Origin of the sequence: Acinetobacter sp. ACNIH3, from assembly GCF_002918965.1 — a bacterium.
Taxonomy (GTDB): domain Bacteria; phylum Pseudomonadota; class Gammaproteobacteria; order Pseudomonadales; family Moraxellaceae; genus Acinetobacter; species Acinetobacter schindleri.
Genome location: NZ_PQLP01000001.1, coordinates 248,229 through 271,977 on the forward strand (window position 1 = coordinate 248,229; position 23,749 = coordinate 271,977).

The window sequence follows — 23,749 nt, forward strand, 5'->3', positions numbered from 1 at the left end:
CAAACGTTGTTCGGAAAGGTCGGTTGAATAAACCGGCCTTTTTTAATGCCTAAAATTTATCTTTTTATAAATTGATTATCGGTTTAGCTATAAAAATGTCCCCAAAAGATAAAAAAAATAGGGCAAACACACAAACTTGACATGGAGTATTGTCAGTTTTGTGCTTTAATAAAATAAATGACAAACTTGGGTTAAAAGAAGAATATGGAAAAACAGGTTGATATCTTAATTGTGGGTGCAGGTATCTCGGGAATTGGTTTAGCAGCACATCTCTCTAAAAATTGTCCGAAGCGTTCTTTTGAAATTATTGAACGTCGGGAAAGCGTAGGTGGTACTTGGGATTTATTTAAATATCCGGGCATCCGTTCAGATTCTGATATGTCGACTTTTGGCTTTAATTTTAGACCTTGGAAAAAAGCCAGCGTGTTGGCTGACGGTGCATCAATTAAAAACTATCTGGCTGAAGTAGTAGAAGAATATCAACTTGAATCCAGAATTCACTATCAGCACCGTGTTTTAAATGCTAATTATGATACGCATACGCACAAATGGTCAGTGAAAATCGAAAATGCTCAAGGTAAGACTGAAACCTGGGTAGCGAATTTTGTTTTGGGTTGTACTGGTTATTATAATTATGACCAAGGTTTTCAACCAGAATTTCCAAATCAGGATGCATTTAAAGGAACTTTTATTCATCCGCAACATTGGCCTGAGAACTTCGATTATAGCGGTAAAAAAGTGGTAATTATTGGTAGTGGTGCAACTGCTATTACGTTAGTTCCAGCGATGGTCAAAGGTGGAGCAGGCCATGTGACTATGTTGCAGCGTTCACCGACTTATATTGCTTCGGTACCATCCATTGATATGGTCTATGACAAGATGCGTAAGTATCTGTCTGAAGATATGGCTTATAAGCTTACCCGTACACGAAACATTGGTATGCAGCGCGGGATTTATGCGCTGGCACAAAAACAGCCAAAATTGCTTAAAAAGCTGCTTTTAAATGCGGTGAAGTTCCAACTTAAGGGTAAGGTGGATATGAAACACTTTACCCCGGACTATGAGCCTTGGGATCAGCGTCTGTGCGTGGTACCGGATGGAGATTTATTCAAAATTTTACGTGAAGGTCGTGCATCGGTAGAAACTGACCATATCGAGAGATTTACTGAAACCGGTATTCGGCTTAAATCCGGTAAACATCTTGATGCCGATATTATCGTATCAGCAACAGGATTAAATATTCAGATTTTGGGCGGGATGCAGGCTTCCATTGATGGCAAGCCCATCGATACCTCTAAACATATGTTGTATCGCGGCGTGATGGTGAGTGATATTCCGAATATGGCGCTGATTATTGGCTATATCAATGCATCTTGGACACTGAAAGTAGATATCGCAGCCGAATATATCTGCCGTCTGCTGAACTATATGGATATGAACGGTTTTGATGAGGTATTACCAGAAGGTAATGCTGCAGAGTTACTCGAAGATACGGTGATGGGTAGCCTGACCTCAGGTTATATTGCCCGTGCCGCAAACGTCATGCCAAAACAAGGTAAGCATGGCCCTTGGCGTGTCAGCAATAATTATTTTGCTGACCGTAAAGATCTTAAAACTGCAACTTTCGAGGATGATATTCTTCAGTTTAAATCTAAAGTTGAACAGGGAAAAGTTAACGGCAAAAAAGTTAAACCACGTCTAGTATCTTAATATCTGAACCTATAAAAAAGGAGCATTAAATGCTCCTTTTTTATCTGTTTATATATCTGAATTAAATTGCTCGTGAGATCAATTCTTTCATAATTTCATTGGTTCCAGCATATATACGGTTCGCACGATGATCGATGTAGGCGCGAGCAATTGGATATTCCAGCATATAGCCATATCCACCATGTAGTTGCAGACATTCATCGACTACCTTACTGAACATTTCTGAAATTTTGTATTTTGCGGCAGCAGCTGCATCTACGCCTAGCTGTTGCTGTAACTGTTGTTGCATACAACAATCCAGATAAGCTCGACAGATTTCGATTTCAGTACGTAGTTCCGCCAGCTTAAAACGAGTATTCTGAAATGCTGAGATAGGTTTGCCAAAAGCCTGACGTTCCTTAGTGTATTTCACCGTATGCGCAAAAGCAGCTTCAGCGCCTGCCTGACAGATCATTGCCACAATCAGGCGTTCCCAGGCCAGTTCTTTCATCAGCATCATAAAACCCATACCGGGCATACCCAATAAATTTTCTTTAGGAACACGCACGTTATCAAAGAATAGTTCACAGGTATCCTGGCCTTTCATGCCGATTTTATTTAGCGGTTTGCCTTTACTAAAACCAGCACAGTCAGCTTCTACCATGATCAATGAAAGATTAGCTGAGCCTTTGTCACTATCGCCTGTTTTACACACTACAATTGCCATATCGCAAAGATAGCCGTTGGTGATAAATATTTTCGAGCCATTAATCACATACTCATCACCCTCCAACACGGCACTGGTGCGTACAGCCTGAAGATCTGAACCTGTGCCGGGTTCAGTCATCGCAATCGCAGTAATCACTTCGCCACTGGCCATTTTTGCTAGCCATTGCTGTTTCTGGGCTTCATTGCCGAAATTCAGAATATAATTCGCGACGATATCGGAATGTAGGGAAAAACCGGTTGCTGAATCACCGGCATAAGCTTGTTCTTCAATCAGAATCATACTGTAAAGCCGATCCACACCCGAACCACCATATTGTTCTGGTAAAGTCGGGCAAAGTAGCCCTAGGCTTCCTGCCTTATTCCATAGTTCGCGATCTACGTGTTGTTGCTGTTCGAAGCGTTCGGTATGCGGAATTACTTCCTTTTCATAGAATTTGCGCACCGTCTCGCGGAAAGCATCATGCTCAGTATTAAACAAAGTACGCGGTAAAAGATGCGGCAGTGGTCGAATCGCAGCAGATTGCATGATCAGGATTCCTTGTTCTGGTTATTGTTCTCATGAACATAAGGGCAGGGTATATCTGGGGACAATGTGCGAAATGTACAAAATACAGATAATGCTGATGCTTTCCGCCAATTCCCTCGAAAATTACTTGGCGCTTAGGTAAACTACTCATGTTTTTAACACGTTGGGGAAATATGATGACTGAAGACATCAGCCTGGAAGAGCGTAAAGTGATTTACCGCGCACGTCGTGGTCTTAAAGAGTTGGATGTGTATTTTGATCCCTATGTCAAAAACTGCTATTTGACAGCAGACCCATTTGAAAAAGAAATGTTTGCTGAACTCGTAGCGCAAGAAGACCCGGACCTGCTGGACTGGTTTATGGAAGTATCCGAACCGCCACGCCCTGAATTACGTGAGTTTATTAATAAGCTTAAACACTACGTTCATGGATAATCGTTGTTATCAGCTGAAACGCAGCCTGCTTGCACTTGCGTTTCAGTTTTTCATTTTTATTGTGTTGATGTTTGTGATGTACCAGTTATTGCCCTTATGGCTATGGGGAATCTGTCTGGTTGCAGGACTGATCATCTATCATCTGTTTTATCGCAAGCGTCCGCAGATCGCCCAGTTTGAATATCTGGATGGTCGGGAATGGACCATTACCCATCATGATCAGCGCATACAGCGTGCCCAGATCAGTCATGTGATTGATCACCAAGCTTATCTGGTGGTGTATTTTCAGCATGCCAAAATACCGCCATTGCTGATCTGGTGTGACCAGTTACCAACACAACAATGGAAGTCATTGAAAGTCCTTACGAAAATGATCTGATTGCCAGGCAATCGGTATTTTCATCAAAATTAAAATTATATATTTTTCAAATTCTTATCTTTATATAATGATCCTTTGTCAGACAATTCACATAATTCTTCGGAAAATATTTGAATTGTCTGACAATTTTCTTAATTGCTTTTATTTTAAACAGGTACATTTGAATCACCGAAGTCAACAGAGGAGATTAATATGGAATTTCCAACGTGGATATTTCCAGTAATCGCGGTAATTCTGGCACTGGTCATTGGACGACTCGGCACTATAGTTAGGGAACAAATTTCAACTCAATCACATTAACAAGCTAAAACGATAAGTTAAAGCTTTCCCAGTTAATAAGTAGCATGTGCTGAACCGTCGCAATGCTACTTTTTTTTGCCCAAAATTCAGTATTTCTTTCGATCAAGTCAATTGCAGAACCGGTAATCAATGGCAAAGTGACTCATCTAATTTAGAGTAAATACTCTTTAATTCATATAGTTCATCTGCTATGTTTAGCAGCATGGACATAATCACAATTATAGAGGACAGGAAAATGTCAAAAGTCCAACAAATATGCCAGGGTATGGCGGCCATAGTAATAACAACAACGGCTTTAACAGGTTGCTCACAGGTGGTTAAAACGGGTGCCAATGTGGCGCTGGGTTTCACTGAAAAACATATAGTGCCACCAATTCTGGCGATGGATGATGCAGAAATGGTGTGTAATTCAGGCAATGCCTTAACACCAGCGATCATGTCAACCAAGGAGATGGGGGCAGATCCGACCCGTGTTGCAGTACTGATGTACTCTGCAGCCGGTATTTGTGCGGAGCAGAAAGCGCTAGATGCCGAACTACGCTATATGCGTGCATCTAAAGCCAATCAGGTTACTGAGGCGCAGGATGCTCGCGTAGAGCAGAAACGTTGGGCAGCATTGGCTGCACAGCGTCAATATACCGGTTACCAGATGTTCCAGAAGCGTTACGAGAAAAAATATAATGTCGCGCTGGGTGAGAGTTGCCCAACCTTGAAGGGTGATACAGAACAGACTGTCTATCTGCTGGGCATGCTCAGTGGCCTACAAGCCATGACCAATGATATTAACTCGGGTGGAGCGGTGCAGGTACCGAAGGACATCGCTGCTGTGGTAGAACGCGGGATGACCTGTCTGAACAATGAAAAATTCTGGGGCGCACCAAATGCTACACGTGCCGTGATCTGGACCTTGTTGCCAGGCGCAGGTGATGGCAAGCCGGATCCATATCAGACCTTGAAACAGTCGACCCAGATTGGTGAACAGAAAGGTGTGCGTTTATCACATGCACTTTATGCCGTAGCTGCTCAGGCATCAGGTGATGATGCCAAGTTACGTGATGCGCTGAAAACTTTTGCACAGGCACGTTCTGATGAAAAGCCGGTCAATCCACAATTCAAGCTGATCGACAGTATGGCTTCGATTATGGTGGGTGGCATTGCAGACCGTTACTGGACCGAGCATACCGGCGTTCGCACTGGAGACGATGGCATGCAACGTTTCTGGGATGAAGCGGATACAGCATCTGACCTTGATGATCTGTTTAATGCGGATTCCTGATCCAGTCAGGTCCGTACGTTAAGGCGGACCTAAATTGACATACGTTAAGGGACTAAGCGATGCAGATGCATGATCACTATCTTCGTAACAAGATTGTCTTTCTGGCAGTCTTTGTTGCTTTCTGCGCATGGCTGCAGATATTTAAAGATAGTTTTATCTTTTGGCAAGCTAGCCTGATAAGTGAGCCCTGGCGGCTGTGGACGGCACATTGGGTGCACGTTGGCTGGACGCACTATTTCCTGAATATGCTGGCCTTTATCTGCTTGCCCTTTATCTTTCCACGTGTTTCGGTGTGGAACTTCGTCAGTATTCTACTGGTCTTGCCTCCGCTGATCAGTCTTAGCTTTTATTATTTCCTGCCAGATATCGAGGCTTATGCTGGACTGTCGGGTGTCTTGCATGGTGCGTATGCCGCCGTGGCCTGTGTGCATCTGTTGTATAAGAAAGAACGCAGTTTTGCAGCCTTGGTATTGTTTCTGATTTTTGCCAAGCTGGTCTGGGAAAATACCATCGGCAGTGAGGGCACGGCCCAATTGATTGGTAGTCCGGTACTGGTTGAAGCGCATTTGCTGGGGGTGATCTGGGGGATTGTAGTGGCCAATCTATATATCATTGGTAATTACTGGCTGGATCAATGATGCAGTTGGCATAAATAACAAAAAAGAAAATGTAAATTGTCATTTTCATTTCGCACAGTCTGGTGCAGAGTCAGAAGCATAATAATCAGATTGGTCTGTAAATCGGACTTACAAGACAAAGGGAAAGGGAATCCAAGTATGGTGGACATTCCCAGAGAATAACAATAGGAATACACATGCAAAATGATGCTGAAAACAGATCGGGAATAGGTCTGTTGCGTTATATCTGGACAGAATGGATCTCGACATTTGTCGTACTGGTCTTGCTGTTACTGACTCTTGTCATTGGTACGGGTGAAATGATCCATGGGCAATTGCTGCGCATGGGTGAACGGCTTTATGGCGACCCAGCTACGGGGATGCAGTATTCATTCCTACGTGCTGAACCAACCCGACCGCAATGTGAACGGAACATCGATGTCGATAGCCGTGTCCAACAGCAAATGAAAGCTGATGCTGCCGATGAATATGCCGATTTTTTTGGCGTGCGTTCCGAGGCGGATGTACGTGCAGCAGTCATGCAGGCGCAACAGGTTTGTGAAGAGTCCCATGCTTTCTATACCCAAGCCATAAATCATATCAATGCTCATCCGAGTATTCGTGCTTACCGTAGCTTTGAAACCAGTTTCTTTGGTCTGTTCAAGTTTGGTGTGGAAAACCGTGCGTTGCTGCTGGTGATTATGGTGGTATTTGCTGCCATCAGTGCGACCTTGAAAACCCATCATATTGGCCTGCGTAGCCCAGCCACCAAAATTGATTTCCGGGTCTATACACTGGCTATGCTCGTCGCGAATGCTTTCCTGGCATTCTCCTCCTATAGCCAGTATCAGTCAGTACTGAACTCTGGCGTGGCCATGGGAGAGATGAAATATATCTACTGGCTGTGGATGATTCTGTTTAGCACCTTAACCCTGATCAGCCTGTTCCAGGTGATTAAGCTGCCGAAGCCTACCCGTGAAGGCGGCAGTTTTGGTCTGGCTTTCCTGAGCGTACCGCTGTATGCCTATATGGCCATCAGTACCGGGATTAACTTTACCTTCTTCATGGATTATCCAATGGGGCAAGGGATTTATCTAGGTCAGCTGGTCGAGTTCTCTAGCATCTTCCTGAACCTAGCGCTGTTTATCTGGGCCGGCATGTTGCTGAAACAGACCCGTGTCGTGGATATGTTCCTGAATATTCTGCGTCCATGGAATCTGGCACCGGAAACCCTGACCTGGTTAATCCTGCTGGCAGCTGCATTGCCAACCGCTTATACCGGCGCATCAGGGATCTTCGTCATTGCTGCTGGTGCGATTATCTATAAGGAAGTCTGGAATGCCGGCGGTCGCCGTCAGTTTGCCTTGGCAGCTACTGCCATGTCGGGCTCTCTGGGTGTCGTATTACGTCCATGTCTGTTAATTGTGGTTGTAGCCTCATTAAATAAAGAAGTAACGACAGACTTGCTGTATCACTACGGTGTGTATGTATTCTTGCTGAGCTCGACCCTGTTCCTGGTAATTTCACTGTTTTTTGCTGAAAGCAAGTTCCGTATTGCCCCAGCAGGCGTAGCAGCACCACAATCAGGTCGTGCCTTCCTGGCTGTGATTCCATACATCGTGATCTTTGTACTGATCTGGATGTTCTACAAATATGCATTGTCGACCAATCTGAACGAGTTCACTGCACCAGTGATGATGCCAGTCATCCTGTTAATGATTGTACTGTATGACAAACTGCGCCATCAGCCTGCACCAATACCACCAGTAGGGCATTGGGATGAAAGTCTTAATATGAATCTGAATGGGATTGGTGGTACAGCAGCACAGCCTGAATCGTCACCTGGTTCATCCTTACGTCAGTTCGGTTTCTGGAAATCCATGCATATCTCCAGCAGCGAAACAGTAGGGCATATCGGTGCACTGGTCATTTTGATGGCTTTGTCCGTCAGCGTTGGCGGTTTGCTGGAGCGTCTGGAAATCATGGAAGCTTTCCCGACAGATATTAACAGCACGATTCTGGTCATTACCATGATTGTTGGCTTGATGATCTTTGTGGGTATGATCATGGATCCGTTCGGCGCCGTGATTCTGATTTCCGCAACGGTAGCGCCGGTAGCGTACCAATATGGTATTCATCCGGTACATTTCTGGATGATCACCCTGATTGGCTTTGAACTAGGGTATGTGACGCCACCAGTAGCACTGAATCATCTGCTGGCCCGGCAGTCGATTGGCGATGCCGAAGTGGCAGAAGCAGATGCAGAGGTACGACATTTGTCCTTCTATTATCGCTATGAGCGCTGGATTTTACCAGTAATTGTATTACTGCCAGCAATGCTGATCATTGCCTATGTACCCTACCTATTCAAGCTGTTCGGCTGGTATCACTAACACCGGATATTAAAAAAGCACCTACGGGTGCTTTTTTATTGCTGCCTTTAAGAGGACGGATGATTTCGTTTAAAGTGGTTTTGTAATAGAGGGCTACACAGTAAAATGGCTGAGAAAATCAGAGCCAGTCCAAGCAGGCTCATAATATCGGGGATTTCTTTCCAGAAGATATAGCCCCAAATTCCGGCAAAGATGATCGCCACATAGTTGACAGGTCCGATCTGTCCGGCAGGTGCCAGCTTGTAGGCATTGGACATCAAGATTTGGCTGATATTAGCCAAAACGCCTGCTGCAATCAGATAAGCCAGTTCAGTCAGATGATAAGGGCGCCAGTGCCAGAATATCGGAATCACTGAAACCAGTGTGCCAATAAAGCAAAAATAGAACACGATCCGTTCTGGTGGTTCAGTATCTGTTAGCGCACGTACAGTGACAAAAGCCATAGCCGCTAAAAAGCTGGCACTGAGTCCAATCACTGACATGAGATTAAACAGCCCCGAATCTGGCTTTGTTACACACAAGACACCAATAAATCCGATAGCAGCGGCAAGCAGCATCGCTTTGGTGATCTTTTCTTTTAAAAATAGCCAGGCAATGAAGGGAATGAAAATTGGAGAGGAATAGGTAAACACCATGGCATTAGACAGCTTGAGATGGGCAATGGCATAGAAGAAACCATACATTGCCATTAAACCCACCACAGAACGCCAGACATGCATCCATAACTTTTCAGTTTTAAAGAAACCGATACCTTTACGGAGCAGCAAAGGTAGGAATAACAACATACCCACCGCATTACGGAAAAATACGACAGTCGCGTTATCAACCGTATGTGAAGCATAACGAATACACACCCCCATCATAGAGAACAGCAAAGCCGAGCAGGTGAGTAGAAGGATGGCTTTAATCAGATCAGAAGGGGGTGCGCTGGGCATAAGAAAGCATCGCTAGAAGATTGTGGAATATTCTAGCGAACTATTTTGATCAAAAATTATGAATTTTCTGCAAGTTGGGCTTCCAGCAGCTTGATCTGTTCTTCCTTCAGCCTGATCAGTTCATCGGCATCCTTGTGCTGAGCATCTAGCATGGTTTTTTGCTCATCTAGCTGTGACTGGATATCTTCCAGACGGGAGGTTTCCTCTTTGGCCAGGGCAGGATTTTCAGGTACTGGAGCTTTAATGAGATCGTCCTGTACCAATCGATTGGCAAGATTTGCTTCTGTTTCAATTGGAGCTACTTGAGCCGTTGCCTCAGTCTTAATAGGCTCTTGAGCAGGAGTAACTGTTACAGTTTCCTGTTCAGGTGTTTCCTGAGATGAAGATGCACTAAACCACTGATAAGCAAATACCAGAATCACGACAGTAACTAAAGCCCCAATAATCCCCATTAAAAGTTTAGAACTATGCCTTTGCTCTACACTCATATGTTCAACCTTATTTATTTTTCTATACTTAACGCGGTTTAAACTGAATCACACCCACTTCATCAGGTACAGCATGAACTTCAGGTTGCTCAACGTGGGTTGGACGGTTTTCCTCATAGCCACATTCAATACACTCAATCCATTCATTCTCGCCGGAGGTCAGCATGACAATCCGATCCATCGCCTGACATTTTGGACATTTAGCACCTGCAATGAAACGACGTTTGATGGTCATCATACTCACCTGTTGATTAATTTAAACCGTTAGTTTAAGCATTTTTTACGGTATTCGTCCAACCTTGATGTCGGAGTAGGGCATCAATTTTTGGCTCACGACCCCGGAAGTTTACAAAAGCATCCAGTGCAGTATCTTTGCCGCCGACTGCCAGGATGTTCTTGCGGAAAGCATGACCCGTATCAGTATTGAAAATGCCTTCTGTTTCAAAACGGTCAAAGGCATCACTGGCCAGTACTTCTGCCCATTTATAAGAATAATATCCGGCAGCATAGCCACCTGCAAAGATATGGCTAAAGCTATGCTGGAAACGGTTATACGGTGTCGTTGGCAACACGGCATATTTGTCTCGGATCTCATTCAAGGTCGCCTGAACCTGTTCAGCATTCAAAGCTGGATTGGCACGATGAATGGACAGATCGAACAGGGCAAATTCGAATTGACGTAAGGTTTGCATGCCTGACTGGAAGAAACGGGCATCTAGCAGGGCTTTCAGCAGGTCTGCTGGTAGGACTTCCTTGGTTTCTATATGCTCGCTGAGCAGATTTAGACTGTCCTGATCCCAAGCCCAGAATTCCATGAACTGACTTGGTAACTCCACTGCATCCCAAGCCACACCATGTGTACCAGCAACAGAGATATTGTCTACTTCAGTCAGCATATGATGCAGACCATGACCAAATTCATGGAACAAGGTTGTCACTTCATCATGGCTTAGCAGGGCAGGTTTGTCGCCGACCGGTGGGGTAAAGTTGCCAACCATATAACAGATGGGCTTTTGTACGCCGTCATGGGTACGCATGCGAGAGCGGAAACCACTCATCCATGCACCACCACGTTTACCTTGACGGGCATACAGGTCAAAGTAGAAACCACCAATGACTTCACCCTGATCTTCCAGTTCAAAATAATGTGCATCCGGATGCCAAAGCGGAGCTTCACGTTCGATGACCTGAATGCCATACAGACGGTTCACAATGCTGAATAGACCTTGAATTACTTTTGGGGTCGGAAAATAAGGTTTTAGTGCTTCCTGTGACAGGTTGAACTGCTGCATTTTCAGCTTTTCAGAATAATAACTGCTGTCCCAAGGTTGCAGCTCGGTAATACCATCTTCTGCTGCAATTGCTTTCAGCTCGGCAATCTCTTTTTCAGCAGGCGCACGCGCATGCTCAGCCAGATCACGTAAAAACTCATCTACGGCGTCAACACTCGGTGCCATTTTACTGGCCAGTGAATATTCAGCATAGTTGTTAAAGCCGAGGAGTACAGCCATTTCCTGACGCAGACTCAGGATTTCTTCCATCACAGCTGTATTGTCAAATTCAGACTTGTCGGACTGATCTGATGCACGTGTGGTATAGGCCTTATAGATTTCCTCACGCAGACTGCGGTTTTCTGAATGGGTCATAATGGCTAAATAGGATGGGAAATCTAGAGTGGCTACGGGCTGATCCAATTTATGCTGTTGGCCATACTGTTTGAGCAGTCCAATATTGTTTGCCGATAAGCCTGCCAGTTCATCCTCATTTAATGGTCTGAAGTAGGCTTGAGTCGCATCCAATACATGATTGGAAAAATCTGAAGACAGCTGAGACAAACGTGCGGAAATTTCTGCATAACGTTTTTTCGCTTCACCTTCTAGCGCCACGCCCGAAAGTTTGAAGTCGCGCAGTGCTAATTTAATCGCGCTTTGCTGTGCTGCAGGCAGATCAGTAAATACTGGTGCATCATGCACATGCTGATAAGTCTGATACAGTGCCGTATGTTGGCCGAGTTGGGTATAGTATTCACTTAAACCCGGTAATAAGGCTTGATAAACTTCACGCGTTTCCGCATTATTTTTTACGGCATTGAGATGCGAGAGAATGCCCCAAGCCTCACTCATATTATTTTCAAGTGTGTCGACATGTTCCAAAATGGCAAGCTGTTCCTGAGCTGAATTCGGTGTTTCGTTAAGTTCATTCAGGAATTTTTGACCTTCAGCAATACAGCTTTCAATCTTTTGTTTCAGTTCTGCTAGTGTAATCTGATCAAATTGTGGAACAGGCAAAGTTGCCTTTTCTAAAGTCATGTCGGTCTGCCGATTTATTTCCTATGTTAAATCTAGATGTAGGGGTTTTAAGCTAGGAAATCAAGATATCTATAGTTTTTTCTCAATCTTTTGATTTAAGGTTATTAATGATTTATTGATATTTTTCAATTGTTCTAATAAGCCTCCATTGGAAGAGGGAAGCGACTCTAGTTCATTTATATCAATTGTAGAGATATTAATGATTTTGGTTTTCCAAAGATTTAAAGGATGTTTATAAGAATATGTCACCGTAAAAGTGATGGGAGTATTATTTAATGATTCCTTGAGGCCTCCATATTGTCCCCAATCGTATATGTAGCTTTGTTTAGGTGGAAATACTTTGATTCCACTTTTAAAAATACCAGTATTAAAATACTGTTTATCAGAATTTAACTTTTCAATTCCGAATGCTGCACGAGGGACAGGCTGATTGCTAAAGATTTTTACATTGTGAGCGATGGATTTGCCGATATTTTTAACATGAAGTTGAATTACAGATTCTTTTCCATAATGAGGCGTAGCAAAAATAAGAATTTGTGGTTGCTGATCTGACTTAAATACTGCATAGGTTACAAGTAAAGCTAGTAATGAAATAACCAATGTTATGATATTTAGTACATCCATTTTTCTAATTTTCCTTATAGTTATTATATTGATTATAAATAAAAAAAGAGCGCCGTAGCGCTCTTTTTAACTGTGAAAATTATTCACCTTTTGGCTTTGCATTGGATTTTTTCTTTTTCACTTTGGCTTTTTTCTTTACTTTACCTTTATCCTTTGTTTCAGGCTTTCCTGCAGATTTTTTAGCAGGCTTTTTGCTGTAGGAACTGGGTTTTCCTTTGTCTTTTTTGCGTCGTATGGGTTGTTCCCCATCTGCATTATCTTTGGCTTTGGACTCGCGTTCATGTTTGCCAAAGACTTGTTCAGTCGCTTCCGGACGGACTAAAGGCTTTTTCTCTGCGACACGTGGTGCACGGGCGCGGATTTGACGGCCAGCATGGGTTAACTGTTGTACCAGTTCAAAGTCAATCTTACGTTCTTCCAGATTCACCCCGGCAACCTTGATCTTGACTTCATCCCCCAGACCGAAGATTTGTCCACGGTTCTGACCGACCAGGCTTTGGCTGCTTTGATCAAAGACAAAGAAATCATCACCGAGCTGGCTGACATGTACCATGCCATCTACATAGAGATCTTTCAGGGTAACAAACAGACCAAATTCTGCAGTCGCACTGATAATGCCAACAAATTCTTCACCCAGATGCTGCTGCATGTAGTGACATTTCAACCAGGTCGTTACAGAACGTGAAGCTTCATCAGCACGACGTTCAGTTGAAGAGAAATGCTCACCGGCATCATCCAGCGATGCACCCGAAATCGGATATGGTTTTTGTGCCAACTGTGCTTTAATCGCCCGATGTAATAACAGGTCAGGGTAGCGGCGGATCGGCGAGGTGAAATGCGTATAAGCATCATATGCCAGACCGAAGTGACCATCGTTCTTCGCGCCGTAGTAGGCCTGCATCATTGAGCGTAACAGGACTGCATGAATACTTGGGGCATCAATACGGTCTTTGGTCGCTTCAATCACTTCCTGATAATCTTTCTGGGTGGGTTGTTCCGGGAATTTCAGACCGAGTAGCTTGACGAAGTCACGCACTTTCTGAATACGGGAAAATTCTGGTGGCTGATGCACACGGTACAGCATTGGAATTTCATTTTTCAGGGCATACTCTGCCGCCGCCACGTTGGCGAGCAACATGCACTCTTCAATTAGCTTATGCGCATCATTACGGGTGCGTGGCAGAATTTCTTGAATACCACCCAGCTCATCGAAAGTCATATAGGTTTCGACAGTTTCGAATTCCATCGCATGACGATCCGCACGCAATTCTTTCAGCACCTGATACAGCTGGAATAGTGTATTGAGTGATTTGCGTACATCACGATCTTCAGTAATCGCGTTACTGTCACCGTCAAAATACTGTGCAACCTGGTTATAGGTCAGACGCGCTTTGGAATGCATCACAGAAGGGTAGAACTCAAAACTGGTCACACGGCCTGCACGTGACAGTTTTAAGTCGCAGACCATACAGAGACGGTCAACATTAGGGTTTAAGGAACATAAGCCATTGGAGAGTGCTTCAGGCAGCATCGGCAAGACATAATGCGGGAAGTAGACCGATGTACCACGTTCCTGAGCTTCGTCATCCAGGGGCTTGCCAACACGGACATAATGGCTCACATCTGCAATTGCCACGACAACACGATAACCACCGCCAGGACGTTTTTCTGCATACACCGCATCATCGAAGTCGCGGGCATCTTCACCATCAATGGTGACTAAAGCCAGGTCACGCAGGTCAATACGACCTTCTCGATCCTTAGCATTGGGTTCTTTAAAACTTTCTGCTTCTTTGATGACTTCATCAGGGAATTCGTAAGGCAGACCATATTCCAGAATGGTTTGTGGAATGATGATTTCCGTATCTGCTTTATCTGCCATTGACTGGATAATATGCGCAGTCGCAAATTCTTCTTTGGTTGGATAGGTATCAATTGCGACACGAATCGAATCACCAACTTTGACCTGAGCATGTTCAATCAGTTCTTTTTCTAGGGTGATCGGCTGATGCGCATTTGGACTGGCAGGTTGTACGAAATATTCACCTTCATGCTGGCAGACTTTACCAATAACCTGTTTGACACGATGTTGTACTACTTCAGTAATAAAACCCCAGGCCTTACCTTTGCGGTCGACTGAAGTTTGGCGGACTTTAACGCGGTCACCATTAAAGACCTGGCGCAATTCACGCTCGGGCAGTAACAGATCATCCTGACCGGAAATATTGGCTGTACCCATGCCTTTAGAATTGATATACACCGTGGCTTCATATTCCGGTTGTTCAGTAGCAATCTGGAATTTATAACCATCTTTCATTAACTGGCCATCACGCACCATGGCAATCAGGCGGTGACTCAGGGCATCAATACTTTTTTGATCTGCAATTTCAAAATGTTCCACCAGGTCGGCATGCGACTGGGCATTATTCTTTTCTATGGTTTCTAAAATTAGCGTGCGACTTGGGATAGGGTTGTCATAACGTTCAGCTTCAGCTTTTGCTTCAGGATCGACCCAATTTTTCATCATGTCTTTAAATTTTCCTAGGAGATGGGATTAGCATAAGACATGTGCGCTCAGACTGCACGTAAATGATTGCAATAATCTGTTTAAGTTTCCGTTTTTCGGCGGATTTTCGACTATTAGATAGAAAGCGGAGCTTTTTCGCACAATAAGTGTATAAAAACAGATAAATTGTTTAAAAAGTATTTAATCGAGCAAAAAACTGCACTTTTTTTTAAAGCTTTGCTTGCAGTGCTATGCCGAAATTTGTATTATGGCGGCACGTTACGGTGAGATGGGTGAGTGGCTGAAACCACGTCCCTGCTAAGGACGCATACGGGTAACTGTATCGAGGGTTCGAATCCCTCTCTCACCGCCACGCTTACTTACGTCGCGCGCTCATAGCTCAGCTGGATAGAGCACTTGGCTACGAACTAAGGGGTCGGGAGTTCGAATCTCTCTGAGCGCACCAAGTAAGTTAAGCAGAAAAACGTATTGCCAACCTAGGCACACAAGTTACGCGCTCATAGCTCAGCTGGATAGAGCACTTGGCTACGAACTAAGGGGTCGGGAGTTCGAATCTCTCTGAGCGCACCAACTTGAACAATCAACCGCACATGTTGCGGTTTTTTTGTGCCTGAAATTTTCTGGAATTAGGCTCAAATGCCAGCGCTTAATTTTCGCTATGCCACTATCAATCTGATAGCTAAACTAGCTTAAGGTCGAAAGCTGATACGCTATTAATTGCTTTTAAATATAAATCTGCAGGAAAATTCACCTATAAAACCTGAATTTAACCATATCGTTTATTTACTGTACGTTCGGTTGGGTTTTTATTAAAAAAGACTTAACAAGTTTAGAAAAACATATATAATGCACCTCATCAAGACGTCGCGCTCATAGCTCAGCTGGATAGAGCACTTGGCTACGAACTAAGGGGTCGGGAGTTCGAATCTCTCTGAGCGCACCAATCTTGATAAAAATTCTCAAAAAAACCGCACATTGATGCGGTTTTTTTATGTCTGTAGTTTTTAATTTATAGATATAAAAAAACAATAATTGCTTTTAAATTTACTTCAGCTTTTGCTGTACTTTAAGTGTATAGACCGTATTTGCTCCAACTGCTGGCAGAATATCGTGATAAGGCATACTGCGCATGGCACGTAATAAAAATGGGGCCTGATCATGAATCTTCATACTGCTGGTCATTTGAAATAAAGTGCCATGAGCTTGTGGCAGCAGTTTCATTCCTGCCTTTACAAATTTTAAATCTCCGCCAATCGCATCAAACTGGCTTTGCAAAGGTGAGGGCTGTTGATAACGAAGCTTGAAATCGAATGGAATCTGGATCACTCCCAACCCAACCGATACCTTATAGTTAGCATCCATCTGCTGACGATTCACTGGATTGAGTTCCACTTTACGAATCTGTCGTGGGAATAATTGCTGACTGGCATCAGCTGCAAGCCAAGGCTGCAGTTTCTGAACTGGTTGTGGATAATAATGAAAACTGCTACTAAAACGCATGTTTTCTGAGGCTTGACCATATTTGAGCTGACGTGCAGGCAGAATAAAGCTGACAGGCTGGGCAGACTGCTGACTCAGTTGAGTGATCTTCTGAATTTGCCCGGCATTAAAATGTACTTGAGGGATCTGGCTTGCAGATAATGGAATGCTCGACTGGGATTTAAAACGTTGCTGTAAAGCTTCAAGCAGGAACGCATTGGTACCAGCAGGAATACCCAGTTTAGCTTCAGGTAAAGCATTTAAAATTTTGCTAAACAGAAAGCCTTTCGGCTGATTTAAGTCGCCCCATTGCGTCACGGTGACCAAGGTTTTATTTGCTCCAAGTGCAAACCATTCCAGCCGTCCAGCACCATAAGGAATCGGGGCATCCACAATCAAAGTTTCAATACTGTTTTCTGACACATGATGCTGCATCACCACATTTTCCTTAAAATTCAGCACTGGAATGGGCGTAGGAATATGTACCTGATAACGCACCTGCTGGATGTGTCCACGGGACTCCAGAATCTGAGCAGACCTGAGCGCTGGAAACAGGCCGGCATAGCCCTGATAATTTAAAAGATGTTTTTTAACCTGAGCCTGAGGAATCGGTAATACCACCGCACTGCTATAAAATTGCACACTTTGAGCAGCTGCCTGCTTAAAGGTTGGAAGCTGTAAGGATTGTCGAGGATGTGCATAGATGAATAGTCGGTCACCGGTCAAATCCGCTAGCTGCTGTGGACTACCGGAAAAGACATCGATACTGCTCGGAAGTGTAGGCGTCCAAGGAATAATTTTCGCCCAGCTGAAAGGAATATAAGTTGTGCAGAGGCAAAGAAGCAGACACGATTTTAGTGATTTCATACAACGTCCTGTTGTGCATTTTATTATTCTGATAGTTGTGGATTAAAAACGATTTTTATAACGAGCGGAAGCAAAGATATGTAATTCATTTCCGAACATTTTGCTAATGGGGATAGCAGTGAATTTGATATAGTATGAGCCAAGGATTTTTATATTTTGATGTGATGCTATGACTGAGTCAGCACCGACTTTATCGACCCGCTATTTTCTGACTTTAGAAGAATCTCAGGATGGATTTGCTTTGGCCACTTTTGGCAAAAAGCAGATCAGCCGATTTCTGACTCCTTTGGTAAGTGTCGGGATCATCATCTGGGGCTTTTCTATGGGCTTTGATGGGGTAGGGCGTTATTACGTGGCACTGGGTGCATTCTTTCTGCTTTTACAGGGCATCATGCGTTACTGGTTCCTGCCGATGATGTTCAAACGCCAGTTTGTAAAATACCAGTTCGGCAAGAGCGAGCAGGGTATTGACCTGTATCAGGACCATGCTGAAATCTTCCATAATGGCCGCAACAAGATCGTCCATTACAGTGAAGTGCAAAACTTTGCCAAAGGCAAGCTGACCTATATGCTGGAACTTAAAAATCGTACTGTGGTGATCGTACCTAAGCGCGCCTTTGCCGATGCCACCGAACAAAGCATTTTCGAACGTACTTTCAAGAAATAATTTCAACATTTAAAAGGGAAAATAGTCAATCATGAGTACACGTCCATCCAAGATCGTTTGTGTCGGCCGCAGTTATGCAGATCACGCCAAAGAGCTGGGTAATGCCATTCCGGACCGACCGGTCCTGTTTATCAAGCCACCAAGTGCATTAGGTGATCTGGATGCAGGAATTGAATGGAATCGTGATCTGGGCAGCTGTCATTATGAATGTGAGCTGAGTCTGCGTATTGACCGCACCCTGAAAAATGAAACTGATCCTGCAAAAGCTTTAGAAGCAGTGGGTGCTGTGACTTTGGGTCTGGATCTGACTTTACGTGATTTGCAGGATGACCTTAAGAAAAAAGGCCAGCCATGGGAACGTGCCAAGGCTTACGATGGCGCTTGCCTGCTCTCTGACTGGGTGTCAGTTGAAGACGTAGTAAATGACTGGAAAGATGTACACTATACGCTGCATGTAAATGATGCACTGCGTCAGAAAGGCGATACTGCTTTACTGATCTTTGATGTGGGAACATTGCTGGCAGATATCAGTCAGGTATTTACCCTAGAAGAAGGGGATGTGGTAATGACTGGTACACCAGCGGGTGTAGCAGCATTGCAATCCGGTGAACAGCTGAAAATGACCTTAAAGGGTAAAAACCAGGAATATATCTGGACCACCTTTGTGAAATAAGCTGAGTCTTGCGTGGAAATAAGGGAGTCGAAAGGCTCCTTTATTTTTATTTAAAATTTTTAACTGGCTTGATGAATCTTCCTGAATTGATCAGGTGTATAGCCCATCCAGCGCTTAAACATTTGAATAAAGGCTGAGGCATTGGCATAGCCCAGATCAAAGGCAATATTTTCTACAGTTTTTTGCTGTTTCAGCATCGACATGGCTTTGATGACTTTCAGACGCTGCCGCCATTCATTGAGTGACATTCTCAGTTCCTTCTGGCAGTAGCGCGCCAAGGTGCGTTCAGTCAGGTTATGCATAGCTGCCAAATGCTGCAAGGTACTGTTATTCTCTGGATTTTGATGTAGGTAATCCAGAATTTGCCTGAGTTGAGGATGTTCAGTATGCGGCAAATAACTGCCAATCATCTGTGCCTGTTTAAGTTGATCAAGCAGCACGTGTAATAAACGTTGATGCTCTTCTGACCTTACATCAGTCGGATGTAATTTTAAATGCTGCAAGAGTGAAGTGACCAGAGGACTGGTTAATAAGATCCCCGGCTGATTTGGTAAACCTGTACATAAACTTTCATGAATATAAAAAGTTCCATGTGAAACATCGGTACGATTTAAACCACTATGTTGTAAGTTAGGTGGTAGCCATACACCGTAAGGCGGAGGGGTAATATAATCAATATGCCCAATTTTCACTTCCATGATGCCATTAAAAGCATAGATAAACTCTCCCCAAGCATGATCATGCAATGGATAGACTGACAGAGCCGGGTCTTCACGAAAATTAATCCACAGAGCTGCGTCAATATCATCATTGGTTCTAAGTTGCTTAATATCTTGAGCGACTGTTTTATTGCTTCTCACGTTAGATTGCCTGAATAATGCGATTATTTGTCTGTTTTAAAGTATATCTTTTATTTCTGACAGATTTATAGTGTGCATCTTTGATAGTGTGTGTAGAGTTGAAATTGTGGAGCAGCGTAAAGCGCTTGATGCGCAAGCCTCGTTAATCATGTTTATCCTGTGTCTGTTATGGGGACTACAGCAGGTAGTGCTCAAGCTAGCAGCCCCAGATATTTCAGCCTTGATGCAGATTGCATTACGTTCAGCCTTATCTGCATTAATGGTTTATCTTTTGATTCAAGCAGGTGTAAGGCGCCAGCTATGGAGCCGTAGCTATCTTCCGGCAGGTTTGCTGGTCGGGGTATTGTTCGCTTTAGAATTTTACCTGGTCGCTGAAGCACTGCGTTATACCTCTGCTTCACATACCATCGTATTATTATATACCGCACCAATTTTTGTGGCATTGGGATTACACTGGAAACTTCCTTCAGAACATTTATCTCCATTACAGTGGGGTGGAATTCTCGTTGCGTTTAGCGGGATCGTGGTGAGCTTCTTATTTCGTAGCCACACTGGTCAGGCTATGCAAGCCAGTATGCTTTGGGGAGATTTGTTGGCTTTAATGGCTGGTATATTTTGGGCTGCTACCACTGTGAGTGTTCGATTAACACGATTAGCTGAAGCTCCAGCAACACAAACTTTGTTCTATCAGCTCTTGATGGGCGGCATGGTGCTGTTACCACTTGCGTGGATGACAGGACAAGCAACGGTGAACTGGACAACCTTATCTATTTCTAGTCTGATTTTTCATACAGTGGTCATTTCTTTTGCCAGTTATCTGATCTGGTTCTGGATGCTGAAAAAATATTTGGCTTCACGTCTGGGTGTATTTTCTTTTCTAACACCGGTTTTTGGTATGATTTTTGGAATTCTGTTACTGGATGAAGAAATTGAGATGAACTTTATTATCGGTACGATCATGGTCATGCTGGGTGTCGTGTTAGTAAGTTTGCAGGGATGGCTAAAGCCGAAAAATATAAAAGTAGTTCCTTAAAATATTAGTTATCGATAGTGTTTAAAAAAACGTGAATAACACAGTGAAAATTTTTACTGAAAAACTTACTTATATAATTCCCGATAAAAATCCTCTCATAAGAGAGGATTTTTATTGAAGTGTTTAAGGCTTAGGTGGAGTTTGAGTTTCATTCTGCATTTCCTTTTGCTTAAACAGCTCTGAAAGTGGAATGCCCAGATTTTCCGCTAAATAATGATCTGCTTCTCGTAATTTGGGTTGTAGTCGCTGCATCCAAAGGTCATTGATCTGAAGATTTTCAATTTGATGTGTGTGTGGCAAGGCATAAGGAAGTTTGAGGTAGAAATCCCAGAAATTGACCTGATCCAGATCACGTACCAAGACATATTCATTATCCTCCGTACGTTTAATCAGATTCTGTTTTTCAAACATGCTGATATAGCTTGGCAGACGGCCAATTTCATCTCGTCCTAAAACTTCGAGTGCCTGTGCTTCACTAATACTTTCTCCAGTTTTTTGCTTGCGGTAAAACAGTTCCAGTAAATCCAGTAACATCAGAATTGGATGGATTTTGCAATCCTGGCCCGATTCAAATGCCGTGATTGCATAACTGATCTCAACCCCGAGCAGGACAATATTCCAGGACAGATAAATCCAGAGCAGGAAAATAGGAACCGCTGCAAAAGCACCATAGACAATTTCATAACTGGTGAAATTGGACATGACAAAGCCAAACAGGTTCTTTAAGAGTTCAAATACCACTGCACTAAATAAACCGCCCACGAATGCAGATTTGATCGGTACACTGCGGTTAGGAATGGTCCAGTTCAGGATAAAGAAGCCGATAATCGTCAAAGAAAATGAAATGAGCCACAGTATAAAAGCACCATTCAATTCGTAGCCGGCAAAGTTATTGCTCAGTACATTCATGGACGCTACAGTTGAAGAAATCACGAAAGCGCTACCGAGTAAAATTGGACCCAAAGAAATAATGGTCCAATAGCGCATAAAGCCGATAATCCCGCCACGTGTTTCTGTGACACGCCAGATTCGGTTAAATACTGTCTCAATACTGGTCAGCATCATCACGGTGGTAATAAATAGGAACAGGATCCCGATGATGGTCAGATTGCTGGATTTGTCAGTAAAAGCACTCAGGGCTTTATCAAAGGCAATGGTGGTCTTGGGCAGGAAATTGGTATAGATCATTTCCTGAAGTTGCTGACGTGCAGGTTCTAGTGCCTTAATTGAAGAGATGATCACCAGAAAAACCGTCAGCATTGGTACTACAGCAAACAAAGTAGTATAAGTTAATGAGCCTGCCTGTTCACGGCAACGATCCGCCTCAAAGCGCCTAAGTACAAATAAAATAAATTGAAACCAGTGCTTTTCATAAAAAGGTAATTTCTTTAAGTATTCAACGATCATGCGCTTGTTGTCTCAATTTCTTATACATCATGAATTTTCTGGTTCAGCTTACCCAAAAAAACAGAAAAATACCGTATAGTTTTCTTTTTTTAGTATCGAACATTCATCATATGCAACCTTATGTCCTTGTTTTATATTACAGCAAATATGGTTCAGTCAAAGAGATGGCACATCTGATTGCCAATGGGGTTGAATCCGCAGGTATGGCAGTGAAGATCAGAACGGTGCCGAATCTTTCTACTGTGGTAAAAGAAGCAGAGGCGAGTATCCCAGCGGAAGGGGATATCTACTGTACGCTAGATGAATTGGCGAACTGTTCTGCTTTGGCAGTGGGTTCGCCAACACGTTTTGGCAATATGGCTGCGGAAATGAAATATTTCTGGGATCAGACCACCAGTCTTTGGCTGAATGGAGCTTTGCATGCTAAGCCGGCATGCGTGTTCACAGCCTCTGGTGCAATGCATGGCGGCCAGGAAAGTACATTACTGAGTATGCTTCCGCCGTTGTTCCACCACGGTATGATGATCATGGGACTAAGTAATGCTGTTCCAGCATTATCAAATACTAAAACGGGTGGTACACCCTACGGCGCCAGCCATGTCAGTGGTGCACGCCATGATCAGGCACTAAGCCAAGATGAAAAGGTACTATGTGAAGCACAGGGTAAGCGCTTGGCAGAAATAGCTTTAAAGTTAAATCAGGTTTAATAATTCTCAATCAGGACAATAAGCTTTAGGCTTTATTGTCCTGATCACTCGATTCCCGAGAATCTTCTTTATTCACTTCCAGTGCCTGAGCAGCTGTTGTCTGAATATTAAAGCGATATTTGCACTTCAGACAACGATAATCCAGAAACAGGTTACGATCTACGGTTACACCAGCTTTTTTACCCAAGAAGTTACCGACCACACCACCAGTAATCGCAACACTAATTGCGCCAACGAAAGTCCCGACTGTTCCGCCGACAATTACACCAAGTGGGCCTGCCACAGTCCCAATCGCAGCACCAATCGACGCACCTGAAGCTGCCCCACCTACAGTTCCCGCCGTTGCACCTGCAGAGGTCATGAGTAGACCGCCAATTTTTTTCAGATTTTGCTCATGATCACGTTGTTCAATATCTGTTGAGCCACATTTAGGACATTGCATAAGGTATTCCATCAATGAGTGTTATGGGCCGATGTTCAGCCTATTTATGATTTGTCATTTTGCCTAATCAGGTGGATATATGACAGCTCTACAGTATGTCTGTCTTATATTTTGATGTCAGGGACATTTCCTGCCAATTTGATTGTAAAGGAGAATTTGATAAGGCTTTGTATTTGTGCTGTAAATTATTTTATATCGAAATCCATTTTGGAATTCTTTAAGTTTTTAGCTCTCCCATACTCTACAGCTACTAAAAATAATATCTTCAAAGTATCTTTTCTATTTCTTATAAAAAATAATTTACTTGTCACCTTTTTACACTAAATAACATGACCATCATAAATTGAAATTAAGTACTGTTTAGTAGAGGTGTTGAGTATCTATATTG

21 protein-coding genes and 4 tRNA genes are annotated in these 23,749 nt (G+C 43.5%); 14 read left to right on the forward strand and 11 right to left on the reverse strand.

Features of this window, described 5'->3' with window-relative positions; translation table 11 throughout:
- The first annotated feature begins 204 nt into the window (after positions 1-204).
- The gene (locus C3420_RS01290; protein WP_103799842.1) at positions 205-1,710 is read left to right on the forward strand and encodes a flavin-containing monooxygenase; all 1,506 of its coding nucleotides are present in this window, start codon (positions 205-207) and stop codon (positions 1,708-1,710) included.
- Positions 1,711-1,771: 61 nt separating this feature from the next.
- Here the strand turns inward: C3420_RS01290 and C3420_RS01295 are convergent, their stop codons facing one another.
- Positions 1,772-2,944, reverse strand: a complete 1,173-nt coding sequence (locus C3420_RS01295; RefSeq protein ID WP_103799843.1) for an acyl-CoA dehydrogenase family protein — start codon at positions 2,942-2,944, stop codon at positions 1,772-1,774.
- Between the two features lie 176 nt (positions 2,945-3,120).
- Between C3420_RS01295 and C3420_RS01300 the strand changes: the two genes are divergently transcribed.
- The 5 genes from C3420_RS01300 (at position 3,121) to C3420_RS01320 (ending at position 8,343) form a co-directional block, all read left to right on the forward strand.
- Positions 3,121-3,378, forward strand: coding sequence for a succinate dehydrogenase assembly factor 2 (locus C3420_RS01300; RefSeq protein ID WP_008302635.1), 258 nt, complete (start codon positions 3,121-3,123; stop codon positions 3,376-3,378).
- Positions 3,371-3,757, forward strand: a complete 387-nt coding sequence (locus C3420_RS01305) for a hypothetical protein (protein WP_103799844.1) — start codon at positions 3,371-3,373, stop codon at positions 3,755-3,757. Before C3420_RS01300 ends, C3420_RS01305 begins: the two co-directional genes overlap by 8 nt.
- A gap of 535 nt (positions 3,758-4,292) precedes the next feature.
- Positions 4,293-5,333: a hypothetical protein gene (locus C3420_RS01310; protein ID WP_034592054.1), complete on the forward strand. Its 1,041-nt coding sequence runs from the start codon at positions 4,293-4,295 to the stop codon at positions 5,331-5,333.
- A 59-nt stretch (positions 5,334-5,392) separates the two neighbouring features.
- Positions 5,393-5,971 carry a rhombosortase gene (rrtA, locus tag C3420_RS01315; RefSeq protein ID WP_081405842.1) on the forward strand — a complete coding sequence of 193 codons (579 nt, stop codon included), beginning with the start codon at positions 5,393-5,395 and terminating at the stop codon, positions 5,969-5,971.
- A gap of 176 nt (positions 5,972-6,147) precedes the next feature.
- The gene (locus C3420_RS01320; RefSeq protein ID WP_008302626.1) at positions 6,148-8,343 is read left to right on the forward strand and encodes a TRAP transporter large permease subunit; all 2,196 of its coding nucleotides are present in this window, start codon (positions 6,148-6,150) and stop codon (positions 8,341-8,343) included.
- 47 nt (positions 8,344-8,390) lie between these two features.
- On the opposite strand, the gene C3420_RS01325 is transcribed toward C3420_RS01320, so the two are convergent.
- The 6 genes from C3420_RS01325 to rnr all read right to left on the reverse strand — a co-directional run bounded on the left by C3420_RS01325 (position 8,391) and on the right by rnr (position 15,226).
- Positions 8,391-9,278 (reverse strand): DMT family transporter, encoded by an 888-nt coding sequence (locus tag C3420_RS01325; RefSeq protein ID WP_103799845.1) that lies wholly within the window; start codon positions 9,276-9,278, stop codon positions 8,391-8,393.
- Positions 9,279-9,334: 56 nt separating this feature from the next.
- Entirely contained in the window at positions 9,335-9,766 is a 432-nt protein-coding gene (locus C3420_RS01330; protein ID WP_103799846.1) for a hypothetical protein, read from the reverse strand.
- Positions 9,767-9,794: 28 nt separating this feature from the next.
- Positions 9,795-9,995: a YheV family putative zinc ribbon protein gene (locus C3420_RS01335; protein WP_171260576.1), complete on the reverse strand. Its 201-nt coding sequence runs from the start codon at positions 9,993-9,995 to the stop codon at positions 9,795-9,797.
- Between the two features lie 40 nt (positions 9,996-10,035).
- Positions 10,036-12,075: a M3 family metallopeptidase gene (locus C3420_RS01340; protein ID WP_103799847.1), complete on the reverse strand. Its 2,040-nt coding sequence runs from the start codon at positions 12,073-12,075 to the stop codon at positions 10,036-10,038.
- Positions 12,076-12,144: 69 nt separating this feature from the next.
- Positions 12,145-12,699 (reverse strand): hypothetical protein, encoded by a 555-nt coding sequence (locus C3420_RS01345; RefSeq protein ID WP_103799848.1) that lies wholly within the window; start codon positions 12,697-12,699, stop codon positions 12,145-12,147.
- Positions 12,700-12,778: 79 nt separating this feature from the next.
- The gene (gene rnr / locus C3420_RS01350) at positions 12,779-15,226 is read right to left on the reverse strand and encodes a ribonuclease R (RefSeq protein WP_103799849.1); all 2,448 of its coding nucleotides are present in this window, start codon (positions 15,224-15,226) and stop codon (positions 12,779-12,781) included.
- Positions 15,227-15,488: 262 nt separating this feature from the next.
- On the opposite strand from rnr, the gene C3420_RS01355 reads away from it, so the two are divergent.
- The 4 genes from C3420_RS01355 (at position 15,489) to C3420_RS01370 (ending at position 16,169) form a co-directional block, all read left to right on the forward strand.
- A tRNA-Ser gene (locus tag C3420_RS01355) sits at positions 15,489-15,578 on the forward strand.
- Between the two features lie 16 nt (positions 15,579-15,594).
- Positions 15,595-15,671: transfer RNA gene (locus C3420_RS01360), tRNA-Arg, on the forward strand.
- A 48-nt stretch (positions 15,672-15,719) separates the two neighbouring features.
- Positions 15,720-15,796: transfer RNA gene (locus C3420_RS01365), tRNA-Arg, on the forward strand.
- 296 nt (positions 15,797-16,092) lie between these two features.
- A tRNA-Arg gene (locus tag C3420_RS01370) sits at positions 16,093-16,169 on the forward strand.
- A 101-nt stretch (positions 16,170-16,270) separates the two neighbouring features.
- Here C3420_RS01370 and C3420_RS01375 read toward each other — a convergent pair.
- Positions 16,271-17,572 carry an SRPBCC family protein gene (locus C3420_RS01375; protein WP_103799850.1) on the reverse strand — a complete coding sequence of 434 codons (1,302 nt, stop codon included), beginning with the start codon at positions 17,570-17,572 and terminating at the stop codon, positions 16,271-16,273.
- Positions 17,573-17,741: 169 nt separating this feature from the next.
- On the opposite strand from C3420_RS01375, the gene C3420_RS01380 reads away from it, so the two are divergent.
- Positions 17,742-18,239, forward strand: a complete 498-nt coding sequence (locus tag C3420_RS01380) for a YcxB family protein (RefSeq protein WP_004809751.1) — start codon at positions 17,742-17,744, stop codon at positions 18,237-18,239.
- A gap of 31 nt (positions 18,240-18,270) precedes the next feature.
- Positions 18,271-18,912, forward strand: coding sequence for a fumarylacetoacetate hydrolase family protein (locus C3420_RS01385; RefSeq protein ID WP_103799851.1), 642 nt, complete (start codon positions 18,271-18,273; stop codon positions 18,910-18,912).
- 59 nt (positions 18,913-18,971) lie between these two features.
- On the opposite strand, the gene C3420_RS01390 is transcribed toward C3420_RS01385, so the two are convergent.
- The gene (locus C3420_RS01390; RefSeq protein ID WP_103799852.1) at positions 18,972-19,772 is read right to left on the reverse strand and encodes an AraC family transcriptional regulator; all 801 of its coding nucleotides are present in this window, start codon (positions 19,770-19,772) and stop codon (positions 18,972-18,974) included.
- Positions 19,773-19,878: 106 nt separating this feature from the next.
- Between C3420_RS01390 and C3420_RS01395 the strand changes: the two genes are divergently transcribed.
- The gene (locus C3420_RS01395) at positions 19,879-20,805 is read left to right on the forward strand and encodes a DMT family transporter (RefSeq protein ID WP_103799853.1); all 927 of its coding nucleotides are present in this window, start codon (positions 19,879-19,881) and stop codon (positions 20,803-20,805) included.
- A 123-nt stretch (positions 20,806-20,928) separates the two neighbouring features.
- Here the strand turns inward: C3420_RS01395 and C3420_RS01400 are convergent, their stop codons facing one another.
- Positions 20,929-22,212, reverse strand: a complete 1,284-nt coding sequence (locus C3420_RS01400) for a YihY family inner membrane protein (protein ID WP_004809745.1) — start codon at positions 22,210-22,212, stop codon at positions 20,929-20,931.
- 110 nt (positions 22,213-22,322) lie between these two features.
- Between C3420_RS01400 and wrbA the strand changes: the two genes are divergently transcribed.
- Entirely contained in the window at positions 22,323-22,919 is a 597-nt protein-coding gene (gene wrbA / locus C3420_RS01405) for an NAD(P)H:quinone oxidoreductase (RefSeq protein ID WP_103799854.1), read from the forward strand.
- Between the two features lie 25 nt (positions 22,920-22,944).
- Here wrbA and C3420_RS01410 read toward each other — a convergent pair whose 3' ends face one another.
- Positions 22,945-23,373: a hypothetical protein gene (locus tag C3420_RS01410; RefSeq protein WP_171294428.1), complete on the reverse strand. Its 429-nt coding sequence runs from the start codon at positions 23,371-23,373 to the stop codon at positions 22,945-22,947.
- Between the last annotated feature and the right edge of the window lie 376 nt (positions 23,374-23,749).

Coding starts and splice junctions, on each gene's coding strand:
- C3420_RS01345 (WP_103799848.1), bottom strand. CDS start 12,699: ATGGATGTACTAAATATCATAACATTGGTTATTTCATTACTAGCTTTA.
- C3420_RS01330 (WP_103799846.1), bottom strand. CDS start 9,766: ATGAGTGTAGAGCAAAGGCATAGTTCTAAACTTTTAATGGGGATTATT.
- C3420_RS01400 (WP_004809745.1), bottom strand. CDS start 22,212: ATGATCGTTGAATACTTAAAGAAATTACCTTTTTATGAAAAGCACTGG.
- C3420_RS01310 (WP_034592054.1), top strand. CDS start 4,293: ATGTCAAAAGTCCAACAAATATGCCAGGGTATGGCGGCCATAGTAATA.
- C3420_RS01410 (WP_171294428.1), bottom strand. CDS start 23,373: ATGGAATACCTTATGCAATGTCCTAAATGTGGCTCAACAGATATTGAA.
- C3420_RS01295 (WP_103799843.1), bottom strand. CDS start 2,944: ATGCAATCTGCTGCGATTCGACCACTGCCGCATCTTTTACCGCGTACT.
- C3420_RS01300 (WP_008302635.1), top strand. CDS start 3,121: ATGACTGAAGACATCAGCCTGGAAGAGCGTAAAGTGATTTACCGCGCA.
- C3420_RS01340 (WP_103799847.1), bottom strand. CDS start 12,075: ATGACTTTAGAAAAGGCAACTTTGCCTGTTCCACAATTTGATCAGATT.
- rnr (WP_103799849.1), bottom strand. CDS start 15,226: ATGATGAAAAATTGGGTCGATCCTGAAGCAAAAGCTGAAGCTGAACGT.
- C3420_RS01385 (WP_103799851.1), top strand. CDS start 18,271: ATGAGTACACGTCCATCCAAGATCGTTTGTGTCGGCCGCAGTTATGCA.
- C3420_RS01290 (WP_103799842.1), top strand. CDS start 205: ATGGAAAAACAGGTTGATATCTTAATTGTGGGTGCAGGTATCTCGGGA.
- C3420_RS01320 (WP_008302626.1), top strand. CDS start 6,148: ATGCAAAATGATGCTGAAAACAGATCGGGAATAGGTCTGTTGCGTTAT.
- wrbA (WP_103799854.1), top strand. CDS start 22,323: ATGCAACCTTATGTCCTTGTTTTATATTACAGCAAATATGGTTCAGTC.
- C3420_RS01380 (WP_004809751.1), top strand. CDS start 17,742: ATGACTGAGTCAGCACCGACTTTATCGACCCGCTATTTTCTGACTTTA.
- C3420_RS01325 (WP_103799845.1), bottom strand. CDS start 9,278: ATGCCCAGCGCACCCCCTTCTGATCTGATTAAAGCCATCCTTCTACTC.
- C3420_RS01375 (WP_103799850.1), bottom strand. CDS start 17,572: ATGAAATCACTAAAATCGTGTCTGCTTCTTTGCCTCTGCACAACTTAT.
- C3420_RS01305 (WP_103799844.1), top strand. CDS start 3,371: ATGGATAATCGTTGTTATCAGCTGAAACGCAGCCTGCTTGCACTTGCG.
- rrtA (WP_081405842.1), top strand. CDS start 5,393: ATGCAGATGCATGATCACTATCTTCGTAACAAGATTGTCTTTCTGGCA.